Source organism: Isoptericola sp. Y581 (assembly GCF_059445475.1).
Map to the genome: position 1 here is coordinate 237,905 of NZ_JCAIUK010000002.1, position 12,668 is coordinate 250,572.

The following is a 12,668-nucleotide window of genomic DNA, read 5'->3' on the forward strand; positions in this document are numbered from 1 at the left end:
GGCGATGACCCCGGCGGGGCCGCTGCTGGCCGTGCACGCGCACCCGGACGACGAGACGCTGTCGACCGGGGCGCTGCTGGCGACCTGGGCGGCGGCGGGCGAGCCGGTGACGGTCGTGACGTGCACCCGCGGGGAGCGCGGCGAGGTCATCGACACGCCGTCGCACCCGACCGGGCTCGCGCACCTGGAGGGCGACGGTCCGGCGCTGGCCGCACACCGCGAGACCGAGCTGGCGGCCGCGCTGGCCGCGCTCGGCGGCCACGCTCACATAGGGCACGCGTTCCTCGACTCGGTGCCGGTCCGCGGCGCGGACCGCACGCGGTTCGAGGACTCGGGGATGTCGTGGCTGGCCCCGGGGATCGCGGGCCCCTCCGACGACGCGCCGCCGACGGCGTTCGCGCGGGTTCCGCTCGACGACGCCGCCACCCGCCTGGCGGCGCTGGTGCGCGCGCACCAGCCGGCTGTCGTCGCGTCCTACGACGGCCGCGGCAGCTACGGGCACCCCGACCACGTGCGGACCCACGAGGTCACCGTGCGGGGGCTCGAGCTCGCGGCCGACCCCGCGGCCCCCGTGCCGGGCGAGCCGTGGTCGGCGGAGTTCTGGCAGTCCGTCGCACCGTCCGCGGCGCTGCGGGCCGCGCGCCGGGCCCTGGCCGCCGACCCGGACGCCCGCCAGATCGCCGCCCGCGCCGGGCTGACCTTCCCGGACCCCGACGAGCCCCTGCCGCCGCTCGCGTGCCACGACGCGGAGCTGGCGCACGGTCCGGTGCGCACGGTCGACATCGCCCCCGTGCTGGACCGGGTGCTCGCCGCCATGGACGTGCACGCCACGCAGGTGCAGCACGCCGTCGCGGCCGGTCGCGGCGACGACCCTTCCGCAGACCCTGCCCTCCTCGGGTGGTACGCCCTGAGCAACGACGTCCTCGTGCCTGTCCTCGCGCACGAGTGGTACGTCGTCGACGCGACGGCGTCCCCGGTGGACGACTCGCCGGCCCCGGGAGCGCCGGTAGGCTCGGCGCGATGAGCCTGCCCGAGCCCTCGACGGCGCCCGACCCGGCCGTGCCCGACTCGGCCGTGCCCGACTCGGCCGTGCCCGACTCGGCCGTGCCCGATCCGGCCGGGCCGACCGCTGCAGATCACGTCGCCGTCCCCGGCCGGGCGCCCGCGGCGGGCCGCCCGGGCCGCTGGTGGCGGTCCGTCGCCCGCGCGGTGCTCGCCCTCCTCCTGGGCGCGGTGGTGGGCGTCCTCGGCACCGTCGCGCACCGGGCGCAGTGGGAGGACCTCCCGGTCGGCATCGTGCTGGCGCTGGCGATCACGCTCTCGACCGCGGTGCTCTGCCGGGCGTGGGCGGGGCTCGGCCCGCTGCTGGCCGCCGGCGCGGGCTGGGTCGTCGCGGTGCAGGTGCTGTCCGTCGCGGGGCCGGGCGGAGACGTGCTCGTGCCGGCCCAGGCCGTCGGGCTCGTGTGGACCTACGGCGGGGTCGCGATGTTCCTGGTCGCGGCATTCCTGCCGCGCTCCTGGTTCGTCGACAGCCAGGGCTGAGCCCCACGGAGGCCCGTGCCGCGGGCATCTGTGTGAGGGACCGGTGCACGCCGGCCCGCCACCGGTGACGAAGCTGTGCGAACTTCCGCCCAAAAGCCACTTTCACCCGGAGTCGGGCACGGTCGGGGTGGGGCTCCCGAGTAGGATCCTCCAGGCGGGCGCGCCCCGCGTCCCCTAGTCCTTTCCGGGGCATCGTCCCCGTTCTTTCACCTGACGGAGCCTGCATGGGTCACCCGACCGAGCGCGAACCGGAGACCACCGAGCCCGAGAGCACCGAGCCCGAGATCGCCGGTTCGAGCCCCACCCTGCCCGAGAACCCGGGGACGGGGGCCGCCGAGCCCAAGACCCCGCCTTCGGGGAGCACCGAGCCGGCCGCCGCCGAGCCGCCGACCGAGACGACTGCGGCCGACGCGGCACCGGTTGACGCGACCCCGGCCGAGCCGACCCCGGCCGACTCGATCCCGGCCGGGCCGGCTCCCGTCGTCCCGACTCCGGGTGAGCCGACTCCGGGTGAGCCGGCCCTGGTCGGGGGCGGCGACGGGGCTCCCGATGCCGTCGACGCGGCCGCCGTCGCTCCGCACGGCGCCCGGGCCGACCCGTCCGACCCGTCCGACCCGTCCGACCCGTCCGTCCCCGAACCGTCCGCACCCGACGTGCCGTACCAGCCCACGGTGCGGCTGTACGAGCAGCGCGTGATCGGGACCGTGCCGGCGCCGACCACCGGCCCGCCGACGCAGGCGCTCCCCGCGGTGGCACTCTCGGCGGGGGCGTTGGGCGGCGCCGCGAGCGCGATCCCGGCCGATGCCCCCGACACCGGTTCCGCCGGCACCGATTCCCCCGACACCGGTGCGCCGGGCGCGCCGAGCTCCCCGCTCGATGGCCTGGCGGGCGACGGCGCGCCGAGCCGGGCGCCGAAGGTCGCGCTCTGGGCGGGCGTCGGGCTGGTGGTCGTGGCCGGTCTGTACGTGGGCGCGCAGTGGGCGGTCTCCGGCACCGTGCCGAAGGGCACGAGCGTCGCGGGCGTCGAGGTCGGCGGCATGGAGACCTCGGACGCGGTCGCCGCGCTCGACTCCGGGCTCGCGCCGCGCGCCGCCGAGGCGATCACGGTGCAGGCGGGCGAGGCGTCGAGCACCCTCGACCCGGCAGAGTCGGGCCTGTCGTTCGACGCCGAGGCGACCGTCGACGGGCTCACCGGGTTCTCCCTGAACCCCGCTCACCTGTGGGAGCACCTCGGCGGCGGCGGCACCGCGGACCCCGTCGTGGACGTCGATCGCTCTACGCTCACCGGGACGCTCTCCGGCCTGGAGGAGACCCTGCAGGTGGAGGCCGTGGACGGCACGGTCGGGTTCAGCGGCGGCAAGGCCGTCGCCACCGAGGCCGTGGACGGGTCCCGCGTCGTCGTCGACGACGCCGTGGACGCGGTCGCGGACGCGTGGCTCGTCTCCTCGGGGCCGGTCGGCCTGCCCACGGAGGCGGTCGAGCCCGGCATCACCCAGGCGGAGACGGACGCCGCGATGGCGGAGGCGGAGCAGGTCGTGAGCGGGCCCGTCGAGGTCGCGGTGAGCGACCAGACCGCTGAGCTGGGGGCGAAGGCGCTCGGCAAGGTCACGTCGTTCAAGTCGGACGACGGTTCGCTGACGGCACAGTTCGACGGCGAGAAGATCGTCGCCTCGGTGGTCAACCGCACGGACGACCTGCTCACGGAGCCGGACGACGCGCACTTCGTCTTCACGGGCGGCAAGCCGGTCGTGGCGGGCGGCGAGCAGGGCACGACGCTGGACCCGGACGCCACCGCCGACGCCGTCGGGAAGGCCGCGCTCGGCGACGACCGGACGGCCCCGGTGAAGCTCGTCGAGCGCGACCCGGAGCGCACGGCGGAGGCGCTCAAGGGCATGGGGGTCAAGGAGGTCGTCTCGAAGTTCTCCACCCCGCTGACGAGCGAGCCGATCCGCACCAAGAACCTCGAGCGGGGCGCCAAGATCCTCACGGGCACTCTCGTGGCGCCGGGCGAGACCTTCTCGTTGCTGGACACGCTGTCGCCGATCGACGAGTCCAACGGCTTCGTCGCCGCCGGCGTCGTGAGCAACGGGGAGCACGTCGATGCCGTCGGCGGCGGGCTCTCCCAGATGGCCACGACGACCTACAACGCCGGCTACTTCGCCGGCTTCGACGACGCCGGGCACCAGCCCCACAGCTACTGGTTCAGCCGGTATCCGGCCGGTCGCGAGGCCACCATCTACGTGGGCGCGATCGACATGAAGTTCACCAACGACACGCCCTACGGCGCGGTGATGCAGTCCTGGGTCTCCGGCGGGGAGCTGCACGTCGCGATCTGGTCGACCGAGTACTACGACGTCAAGACCTCGAAGGGCGACCAGCAGAACGTGGTTCCGGCCACGGCCGTGCACAAGTCGGGCGCGAACTGCGTGAGCTACGGGGGCGGCAACGACGGGTTCACCATCACGAACTACCGCAAGGTCTCCCACGGCGGCGAGGTGGTCAAGGACGAGTCGAAGACGTGGACGTACAAGCCGGACAACCCGGTCGTCTGCGACAAGCCGAAGGACGATGCGAAGGCCGACGAGGGCAAGGAGGACTGATGCTCGGACGCTCGGAACGCGAGTCCCCCGCGCACGCCGCGCAGGCGGCGCACGACGCGGGATGGTCGGGGGTCGCAGCCGGGTCGGGGGTGGCGACGGCGGTGGCGGACGAGTCGCTCGAGCTGCTGGACCTCGGCACGACGTCGGACACGCTCGCGACGGTGGCGACCATCGACGACCTCGCGGCCGTCGTGCACCTGGGGCACCCGGAGCAGCCGTCCCCGGCCCTCGAGGAGGCGCTCCTCGCGGGCGACACGGCGCTCATCGTGACCGGGGCGGTCGCCGTCGCCCCGCAGTGGGTGTGGGTGGCCCCCGCGGGCGCCTCGGGCGGGCAGGTCGTCATCGACGAGGCCGGGATGCGCGACTGCCAGGACCTGCTGCGTGGCATGGGCGTGAGCCCCCGGCTCGTGCCGACCCGCACGCCGGTCGACGAGCGGGTGAGGCTGGCCGGGCAGGCGGGCTCGATCGTCGTCGAGCGGTCGCGGGTGCCCGCCGGCTGGGTCGAGGTGCCCGGCAGCGGGCGCCTGGCCGGCCGCCGGCCGGTCTGGTACGGCCTGCTCGAGTCCCGCGGCTCCTGGCCGCGCTTCGACGCGTCCTCGCAGGTCTGGCTCGCCGTCGGGCCGTCGGACGACCACCGCGGTTCCCTGCAGCGCACGCTCGCCGTGCTCTCCGCCGCAGGCGTGGACCTGCAGCACCTGCGCAGCCACCTGTCGACCCGCGGGCCGCACGTCTTCTTCACGTCGTTCCGGTGCCCGACGGTCGAAACGCTCGACGGCCTCGTGGCCGAGCTCGACGGGCGGGGCGTGGCGCACCGCACGCTGGCGGTGCTGCCGGGCGAGAGCTTCGTCCCCGGGCCGGTCCCGCTGGCACCGCGGTGGGCCGAGGGATGGGCCGAGGGAGGGACGGGGGCATGACCCGGGTCGCCTACCTCGGCCCGGAGGGCACGTTCACGCACGAGGCGGCGCGCCGGTGGGCCGCCCGGGTCGGACCGGGCGGACCGGGCGGACCGGGCGGACCGGGCGGCGGCGAACCCGTGACCGCCGTGCCGCTCCCCGCCGTGGACCGGGTGCACGACGCCGTGGCGTCGGGTGCCGCGGACCGGGGTGTGGTGGCGATCGAGAGCTCCGTCGAGGGCTACGTCGTCCCCTCGCTCGACGCGCTCCTCGGCAGCCCCGACGTGGTGGCCGTCGACGAGGTGGTGCTGGACGTGTCGTTCGACGCGTTCGTCCGCCCGGGGCACACCGACCCGGCCGGGCTCCGCGAGGCCACGGCCCACCCGCACGGCCTGGCACAGTGCACCCGCTTCGTGGCGGAGCGCGGCCTGCTGCCAGTCCCGGCGTCGTCCAACGCTGCGGCGTGCCGCGACCTGACCGACCACCAGGTCGCCTTCGGGCCCCGCCTGTGCGGCGAGCTGTACGGGCTGGAGACCCTCGCGACCGGCGTGGAGGACTTCGCGGGCGCGCGGACCCGGTTCCTCGTGCTCTGCCGACGGGACGGCGCGGCGGACGCGTGGGCGTCGCCGCGCGCCGCCGGCGAGGGCGCGTGGCGCACCATGCTGGCCGTGACGCCGGTCGTCACGGGCCCGGGGGTGCTCGCGCGCGTCACGGCCGAGTTCGCGCGGCGCGACGTCAACATGTCGAGCCTCGTGGAGCGGCCGTTGAAGGTGCGCGAGGCCCAGTACGTCTTCGTCATCGCGCTGGACGGCGCACCCTGGGACCCGCGGGTGCGGGACCTGTTCGGCGCCCTGCTCGACGCGGGCGACTCGCTCAAGGTGCTCGGCGCCTTCCCCGTCGCGCCGGGCGGGCCCGGGCTGGACGGCGTGCTGCCCGACCACGTGCCCACCGGCAGCGTGCTGCGCGCCGACGCCGACGCGAACCTCGCGCGGGGCCTGCTGTGGTGAGCGGGCAGGCGAGCGAGCAGATGAACGAGCAGATGAACGAGCAGATGAACGAGCAGTTGAATGAGCAGGGACCGAGCCGCGTGGGCGTCGTCGGCCTGGGGCTCGTCGGCGGGTCGCTGACCCGCCTGCTGGCCGCGCGCGGGGTCGACGTCGTCGCGACGGACACCGATCACGGCACCCGGACGGACGCGCGGGCCGTGGGGCTGGAGGTCACCGACGACCTCGCCGGGCTGTGCGCCGCGGCGCCTGACCTGATCGTGCTCGCCGTGCCGCTGCGCGCGGTCCACGCCACCGCCGCCGAGCTGGCGCCGCTCCTGCCCGCACGGGCCACGGACGACGACGGCGGCCCGACCCTGACGGACGTCGGCAGCGTCAAGGGTCCCGTGCGGGCGGCGCTGCGGGCGGCGGGCCTGGGCGATCGGTACGTCGGCGCGCACCCGATGGCGGGGACGGAGCACAGCGGTTTCGCCGCCTCCGACGCGGCGCTCCTCGACGGGGTCCCGTGGGCGGTCACGGTGGCCGAGCCGGGCGGCGCGGCCACCGACGAGCCCGCGCGGCTCGCGCAGGTGCTGCGGCTCGTCACCGGCCCGCTGGCCGGCACGGCTGCGGTGGTCACCGACGACCGGCACGACGAGGCCGCGGCCCTGATCAGCCACGTGCCGCACGTGCTGGCCACCCAGCTGCTCAACGCGGTGGCGGGCGCCCCCGTGCGCGACCTGGCGCTCGGCCTCGCGGCCGGCAGCTTCCGGGACGGCACCCGGGTGGCGCTCACAGACCCAGGGCGCACGGAGGCGATGGTCACGGAGAACGCGGCGTGGGTGGCGCCCGTGCTGCGCAAGGTGGTGCGCGACCTCGAGGTCGTGATCGGGGCACTGGAGACCAACGGGTCGCTGCACGACGTCTTCCATGCGGCCGACGACGTGCGGGCGCAGCGCGCTGGTGCCGAGGTGGGGGTCGGGGGCGCGCCGGCGCGGCTGCCGCTCACCGACGGCTGGGCACCGGGCCTGGTGGAGTCGCTCGTGGGCCGGTGCGTGGCCGGTGCCGTGGTGGTCGGCCTGGACGACGACGCCGTGCACCTGCGCGCGCCGCGCTGAGCACCGCCCGGCTGGTGTGCGAGCGGGCCGTCAACCCGTCGTCAGCGCTCGGACCGTCGGGCGGGCCGGGGCGGGACCGGCTTCATCGCCTCGACGTCCGCCGCGGCCACGCGCACCTCGGCGAGGCCGGGCACGCGGTCGGGGCGCACGCGGACCCCGTCGTCGCCGTTGGCGGTGAGAATTCCCACGACGTCGGTCCACAGGGCCCTGCTGTCGGCCGCCTCGGCGGCGTCCAGGCGGCGCCGGACGACGACGCGCGCGCCCACCGGGACGCCGCGCCAGCGGGGCGGGGGGACGGCTGGCGGGACGGCTGACGACGAAGGCACCACGTCAGCGATACTAGAGTTGGCAGTGCGGGTCTCGTGCCCTTGAAAATTCTCGCAGCACCGACGATTCATCGAGCGCCGCAGCCCCCGGTCTCCCGGGTGGCCGCACCCTCGTCAGCTGGAAGGTAGCCGCAGTGACCTACGTGATCGCTCAGCCGTGCGTCGACGTCAAGGACCGGGCGTGCATCGAGGAGTGTCCCGTGGACTGCATCTACGAGGGCTCGCGGTCGCTCTACATCCACCCGGACGAGTGCGTCGACTGCGGTGCGTGCGAGCCGGTGTGCCCGGTGGAGGCCATCTACTACGAGGACGACGTGCCCGACCAGTGGAAGGACTACTACCGCGCCAACGTGGAGTTCTTCGACGACCTGGGCTCGCCGGGCGGCGCCGCCAAGATGGGCGTCATCGAGAAGGACGACCCCATGATCGCCGCCCTGCCGCCCCAGGCCTGATGGGGTTCGCCGACCTCGGCTCGCTGCCCTACCCCTGGGACACGCTCGAGGACGTGCGCGCGACCGCGCGCGCCCACCCGGACGGCGTCGTCGACCTGTCGATCGGCACGCCGGTCGACCCGACGCCGCCGGTGGTGCGCGAGGCGCTCGCTGCCGCGTCGGACGCCCACGGCTACCCGACGACGCACGGCACGCCCGCGCTGCGGGAGGCGGTCGTGGACTGGTTCGCCCGGCGCCGCGGCGTCCCGGGCCTCGACCCCGCGGCCGTCCTGCCCACGGTGGGTTCCAAGGAGCTCGTGGGCCTGCTCCCGTCGCTGCTGCGCCTGGGCCCCGGCGACGTCGTCGTGCACCCCGCCATCGCGTATCCCACGTACGACGTCGGGGCGCGCCTCGCCGGGGCGACCCCTCTGGCCACGGACGACGTCGAGGAGTGGGCGGGCCGCACGGACGTCCGCCTGGTCTGGGTCAACTCGCCGGGCAACCCGACAGGCGAGGTCGCCGACGTGGCGCACCTGCGTCGCGTCGTGGAGGCCGCGCGGGAGATCGGCGCCGTAGTGGCGGGCGACGAGTGCTACGCCGAGCTGCCCTGGGCGGACGCCTGGGTCGGCGAGGGCGGGGTGTCCCGGGTGCCGAGCCTGCTCGACCCGCGCGTCACGGGCGGCAGCCACGACGGCCTGCTGGTGGCGTACTCGTTGTCCAAGCAGTCCAACGTCGCCGGGTACCGCGCCGCCTTCGTCGCGGGCGACCCGGCCCTCGTCGCCGGGCTGCTCGCCACCCGCAAGCACCTCGGCATGATCGTGCCCGCCCCCGTGCAGGCCGCGATGACCGCCGCCCTCGGGGACGACGCGCACGTGGCCGGCCAGCGCGAGGTCTACCGGCGCCGGCGCACGGCGCTGGCCGGGGCTCTGGCCGCCGCGGGCTTCACGGTCGACGGCTCCGAGGCGGGCCTCTACCTGTGGGCCCGGCCCGCCGGGGAGTCGACGAGCGGCTCGGCCGCGCCAGGCTCGCCGGCGGCCGGCGCGTCCTCGCGCGAGCTGGCGGCCTGGTTCGCCGGGCGCGGCATCCTCGTCGGCCCGGGCGAGTTCTACGGCTCGGCGGGGGAGCGGCACGTGCGTGTCGCGCTCACTGCCCCCGACGATTCCGTGGCCCAGGCTGTGGTGCGCATCACATCTCCGTGACTGGATGATTGGTCGGGGATTGGATCACCTTGGTGTTCGGGGGTAGGTTCGACCGCAGGCCGAGGTCGCCCTGGAGGACGCCACGGCCGGCGTACCCCGGGCCGCCCGCCTCCGAGCCACGAGTCACGCGCTTTCCGGAACCCCTCGCAGGGACCCGTCGAGCCCGTCACGGAAGGAAGTCATGACGTCTACCACGCCTGCCGCCGGCACCAGGGGCACCGCCGCCACGGTCGAGCTCGCCGTCGACGGCACCGCCCGGCAGCTGCCCGTCGTCCCCGCCACCGAGGGCAACGACGGCATCGTCGTGTCGTCCCTGCTCAGGGACACCGGGTTGGTCACGGTCGACCCCGGCTTCACCAACACTGCGTCGTGCGAGTCCGAGATCACCTACATCGACGGGGACCAGGGCATCCTGCGCTACCGCGGGTACCCGATCGAGCAGCTCGCCGACTCCTCGACGTTCCTCGAGGTCGCGTACCTGCTCATCCACGGCGAGCTGCCGTCGCCGTCCGAGCTCGCGTCGTTCGAGGAGCGGGTCAACCGGCACACCCTGGTGCCCGAGGGATTCCGCGCCTTCCTCTCGTCGTTCCCGCGCGGCGGCCACCCGATGTCGATCCTCGCGTCGGCCGTGAACGCGCTGGCCACGTACTACCCGGAGTCCCTGGACCCGCACGACCCGGACGCGGTCGAGCTCGCCACGGTGCTCATCCTGGCCAAGATCCGGACGATCACGTCGTACCTGCACCGCGCCACGCGCGACGAGCCGCTCATGTACCCGGACTACGCCCGCGGCTACGTGGACGACTTCCTGCGCATGACGTTCTCGCGGCCCTACGAGCAGTGGGAGTCCGACCCGGTGCTCGTGTCCGCGCTGGACAAGCTGCTCATCCTGCACGCCGACCACGAGCAGAACTGCTCGACGTCCACCGTGCGCATCGTCGGCTCGTCGAACGCGACGCTGTACGCGTCCGTCTCGGCGGGTATCAACGCGCTGTCGGGCCCGTCGCACGGTGGCGCCAACGAGGCGGTCCTCACGATGCTCGAGAGCATCCGCAGCGGCGACGACTCCGTCGAGACCTTCATGAAGAAGGTCAAGAACAAGGAGGCCGGTGTCCGGCTCATGGGCTTCGGGCACCGGGTCTACAAGAGCTACGACCCGCGCGCGGCGATCGTCAAGAAGCACGCTGACGCCGTGCTCGACCGGCTCGGCGCCAAGGACGAGCTCCTCGATATCGCCCGCGGGCTCGAGGAGATCGCGCTGGGCGACGACTACTTCGTGGAGCGCAAGCTCTACCCGAACGTCGACTTCTACACCGGCCTCATCTACAAGGCCATGGGGTTCTCCCCGGCCATGTTCACGCCGCTGTTCGCCCTGGGGCGCATGCCTGGTTGGATCGCCCAGTGGCGCGAGATGATGACCGACCCGCAGACCAAGATCGGGCGCCCGCGCCAGATCTACACCGGCCCGACCGAGCGCGCGTACGTGCCGCTCGAGGCCCGCTGAACCCCTCGCCGAGGTAGTGCGAAGCTCCGCGAGGTAGTGCGAAACTCCGCGAGGTAGTCCGAGATCGCGCGAGGTAGTCCGAACTTCGCGAGGTAGTGCGGCTCCAGTTGCGGAGGCGCTAGTCCACGGGGAGGAGCACGGTGACCTGGCCGTCGGGCTGGCGGTCGGCGTCGTCGTCGCCGACGGCCCAGTCGCCGGTCTCGCGGGACCAGGAGCGCGCCCCGGCGCGGACCTCCTCGGCGCCGGTGACCGACGCGGTCGCGACGGCCCAGTGGGCGACAGCCCAGGTGGCGATGTCTGCTTGGAGCGCCACGGCGGTGGCGTCGAGGCGGACGGCGGCGCGGTCGTCGTCCACCTCGACATCGCGCAGGGCGCCGGCGGGCAGGCCCAGGTCGCGGGCAGCGCGCTCGGCGAGGGCAGCGCGGGCGTCGTCGCCGGTGGGGGCGTCGTCCTCGTCGGTCGGAGGCAGCGTGCAGGTCACGGCGCCGGGAGAGTGGCCGGTGAGGGCGGAGGCCCAGGCGCGCGAGCGCGCCTCGTGCTGGGCGTAGGCCTCGGGGAACGCGGAGCGCTGCACGGCCTGGGCGGCCACCGTGACCTCGAGCGACTCGTAGTCCTTCACCTCGACCAGGCCGTCGTAGAACGCGCCCGTGGAGTACACCGGGTCCATGATCTCGTCGGGCGTCCCCCAGTCCTGCGAGGGACGTTGCTGGAACAGGCCGAGGGAGTCCCGGTCGCCGTAGTCGATATTGACGAGCCTCGACTCCTGCAGGGCCGTAGCGAGCGCGATCGTCGCTGCCCGGCCGGGCAACCCGCGCTGCACCGACGTCCCGACGACCAGCGCGGCGTTCTCCGCCTGCACCGGCGTGAAGTACCACCCGGTGCCATCGAGCTCGGCGGCGCACCGTTCGGGCTCGGGCGTGTCGATTCGATCGAGGAACCACACGACGCCGGTGGTCGCGGCGGCGCCCACGACGAGCACGACGGCGAGAGCTCCCGCCGTGCGTCGCGCGCGCCGGTGGCGGCTCGGCGCCGGACGGGTATTCATCGGTGGTTCCCCGGGCTCGGTCGGTGCAGCGCGGACGGGCTCAGTTGGCGTGCAGTGCGGCGTTGAGCTCGATGCCGACGCCGCCGCGCTCGAGCACCTCGACGGTGCCGGTGCGGGAGTTGCGACGGAAGAGCAGGTTGTCGCGGCCGGCCAGGTCGCGGGCCTTGGCGACCAGCGGGTCGCCGTCGGCGCCCATCTCGCCGAGCACGGTCACCTTGGTGCCGGCCGTGAGGTAGAGCCCGGCCTCGACCACGCAGTCGTCGCCCAGCGGGATGCCGAGGCCGGCGTTCGCGCCCAGCAGGGACCGCTCGCCCAGGGCGATGACCTCCTTGCCGCCACCGGACAGCGTGCCCATGATCGACGCGCCGCCGCCCACGTCGGAGCCGTCGCCCACGACCACCCCGGCGGAGACGCGGCCCTCGATCATGGACGCGCCGAGCGTGCCGGCGTTGAAGTTCACGAAACCCTCGTGCATCACGGTGGTGCCCGCCGCGAGGTGGGCGCCCAGGCGCACGCGGTCGGCGTCGGCGACGCGCACGCCCGCGGGCACCACGTAGTCGACCATCCGCGGGAACTTGTCGATGCCGTACACGGTCACCGCCCGCCCGGTGTCCGCCCGCAGCCGCAGGCGCGTCGCCTCGAAGCCCTCGACCGCGCAGGGCCCGTGCGAGGTCCACACCACGTTGGTCAGCACGCCGAACAGGCCGTCGAGGTTGAGGCCGTGCGGCTGGACGAGGCGGTGCGACAGCAGGTGCAGGCGCAGGTACGCGTCCGCGGTGTCCTGGGGCGCGGCGTCGAGGTCGATCACCGTGAGCACCACGGCGACGTCCACCCGGCGGGAGTCGTCGCGCTCCGTCAGCGCGTCGAGCTCGGCGGGGATGTCGACGTCGGACTCCGGCGGTGCGCCGAGGACGGGGGAGGGGTACCAGACGTCGAGCGTCGTGCCGTCGTCGGCGACCGTGGCGAGTCCGAGGCCCCAGGCGGGGCGCGATGCAGCAGGCGTCGTCATGCGGGCCAGCCTATCTGC

The 12,668-nt window shown here is 74.7% G+C and carries 12 protein-coding genes; 9 read left to right on the forward strand and 3 right to left on the reverse strand.

The features are described from left to right. Positions 1 to 4: 4 nt before the first annotated feature. From AC1C2W_RS04065 to AC1C2W_RS04090, 6 genes are all read left to right on the forward strand, one after another. Complete coding sequence (locus AC1C2W_RS04065; RefSeq protein WP_495412456.1) at positions 5 to 1,024, forward strand: PIG-L family deacetylase; 1,020 nt, start codon at positions 5 to 7, stop codon at positions 1,022 to 1,024. Continuing rightward, entirely contained in the window at positions 1,021 to 1,542 is a 522-nt protein-coding gene (locus AC1C2W_RS04070; protein WP_495412457.1) for a DUF6113 family protein, read from the forward strand. Before AC1C2W_RS04065 ends, AC1C2W_RS04070 begins: the two co-directional genes overlap by 4 nt. Positions 1,543 to 1,766: 224 nt before the next feature. After that, on the forward strand, positions 1,767 to 4,142 hold the full coding sequence (locus tag AC1C2W_RS04075) for a VanW family protein (RefSeq protein WP_495412458.1): 2,376 nt from the start codon (positions 1,767 to 1,769) through the stop codon (positions 4,140 to 4,142). Next, positions 4,142 to 5,056, forward strand: coding sequence for a hypothetical protein (locus AC1C2W_RS04080; RefSeq protein WP_495387660.1), 915 nt, complete (start codon positions 4,142 to 4,144; stop codon positions 5,054 to 5,056). Before AC1C2W_RS04075 ends, AC1C2W_RS04080 begins: the two co-directional genes overlap by 1 nt. Then, positions 5,053 to 6,042 carry a prephenate dehydratase gene (locus AC1C2W_RS04085; RefSeq protein ID WP_495412459.1) on the forward strand — a complete coding sequence of 330 codons (990 nt, stop codon included), beginning with the start codon at positions 5,053 to 5,055 and terminating at the stop codon, positions 6,040 to 6,042. The genes AC1C2W_RS04080 and AC1C2W_RS04085 overlap by 4 nt, the downstream gene beginning before the upstream one ends. 20 nt (positions 6,043 to 6,062) lie before the next feature. Next, positions 6,063 to 7,136 carry a prephenate dehydrogenase gene (locus AC1C2W_RS04090; RefSeq protein ID WP_495412460.1) on the forward strand — a complete coding sequence of 358 codons (1,074 nt, stop codon included), beginning with the start codon at positions 6,063 to 6,065 and terminating at the stop codon, positions 7,134 to 7,136. 41 nt (positions 7,137 to 7,177) lie between these two features. On the opposite strand, the gene AC1C2W_RS04095 is transcribed toward AC1C2W_RS04090, so the two are convergent. Further along, positions 7,178 to 7,462, reverse strand: a complete 285-nt coding sequence (locus AC1C2W_RS04095) for a DUF6725 family protein (RefSeq protein ID WP_495412461.1) — start codon at positions 7,460 to 7,462, stop codon at positions 7,178 to 7,180. A gap of 134 nt (positions 7,463 to 7,596) precedes the next feature. Between AC1C2W_RS04095 and fdxA the strand changes: the two genes are divergently transcribed. The 3 genes from fdxA to AC1C2W_RS04110 all read left to right on the forward strand — a co-directional run bounded on the left by fdxA (position 7,597) and on the right by AC1C2W_RS04110 (position 10,596). Next, positions 7,597 to 7,914, forward strand: a complete 318-nt coding sequence (fdxA, locus tag AC1C2W_RS04100; protein ID WP_495387656.1) for a ferredoxin — start codon at positions 7,597 to 7,599, stop codon at positions 7,912 to 7,914. Continuing rightward, positions 7,914 to 9,092, forward strand: a complete 1,179-nt coding sequence (dapC, locus tag AC1C2W_RS04105; protein WP_495412462.1) for a succinyldiaminopimelate transaminase — start codon at positions 7,914 to 7,916, stop codon at positions 9,090 to 9,092. The genes fdxA and dapC overlap by 1 nt, the downstream gene beginning before the upstream one ends. A 181-nt stretch (positions 9,093 to 9,273) precedes the next feature. Beyond that, positions 9,274 to 10,596, forward strand: coding sequence for a citrate synthase (locus AC1C2W_RS04110; RefSeq protein WP_495387654.1), 1,323 nt, complete (start codon positions 9,274 to 9,276; stop codon positions 10,594 to 10,596). A gap of 118 nt (positions 10,597 to 10,714) precedes the next feature. Here AC1C2W_RS04110 and AC1C2W_RS04115 read toward each other — a convergent pair whose 3' ends face one another. Beyond that, positions 10,715 to 11,641 (reverse strand): hypothetical protein, encoded by a 927-nt coding sequence (locus tag AC1C2W_RS04115; protein WP_495387653.1) that lies wholly within the window; start codon positions 11,639 to 11,641, stop codon positions 10,715 to 10,717. Positions 11,642 to 11,681: 40 nt separating this feature from the next. Further along, entirely contained in the window at positions 11,682 to 12,650 is a 969-nt protein-coding gene (dapD, locus tag AC1C2W_RS04120) for a 2,3,4,5-tetrahydropyridine-2,6-dicarboxylate N-succinyltransferase (protein ID WP_495387652.1), read from the reverse strand. Positions 12,651 to 12,668 lie beyond the last annotated feature (18 nt).

Coding starts and splice junctions, on each gene's coding strand:
- AC1C2W_RS04065 (WP_495412456.1), top strand. CDS start 5: ATGACCCCGGCGGGGCCGCTGCTGGCCGTGCACGCGCACCCGGACGAC.
- AC1C2W_RS04070 (WP_495412457.1), top strand. CDS start 1,021: ATGAGCCTGCCCGAGCCCTCGACGGCGCCCGACCCGGCCGTGCCCGAC.
- AC1C2W_RS04075 (WP_495412458.1), top strand. CDS start 1,767: ATGGGTCACCCGACCGAGCGCGAACCGGAGACCACCGAGCCCGAGAGC.
- AC1C2W_RS04080 (WP_495387660.1), top strand. CDS start 4,142: ATGCTCGGACGCTCGGAACGCGAGTCCCCCGCGCACGCCGCGCAGGCG.
- AC1C2W_RS04085 (WP_495412459.1), top strand. CDS start 5,053: ATGACCCGGGTCGCCTACCTCGGCCCGGAGGGCACGTTCACGCACGAG.
- AC1C2W_RS04090 (WP_495412460.1), top strand. CDS start 6,063: ATGAACGAGCAGATGAACGAGCAGATGAACGAGCAGTTGAATGAGCAG.
- dapC (WP_495412462.1), top strand. CDS start 7,914: ATGGGGTTCGCCGACCTCGGCTCGCTGCCCTACCCCTGGGACACGCTC.
- AC1C2W_RS04110 (WP_495387654.1), top strand. CDS start 9,274: ATGACGTCTACCACGCCTGCCGCCGGCACCAGGGGCACCGCCGCCACG.
- AC1C2W_RS04115 (WP_495387653.1), bottom strand. CDS start 11,641: ATGAATACCCGTCCGGCGCCGAGCCGCCACCGGCGCGCGCGACGCACG.
- dapD (WP_495387652.1), bottom strand. CDS start 12,650: ATGACGACGCCTGCTGCATCGCGCCCCGCCTGGGGCCTCGGACTCGCC.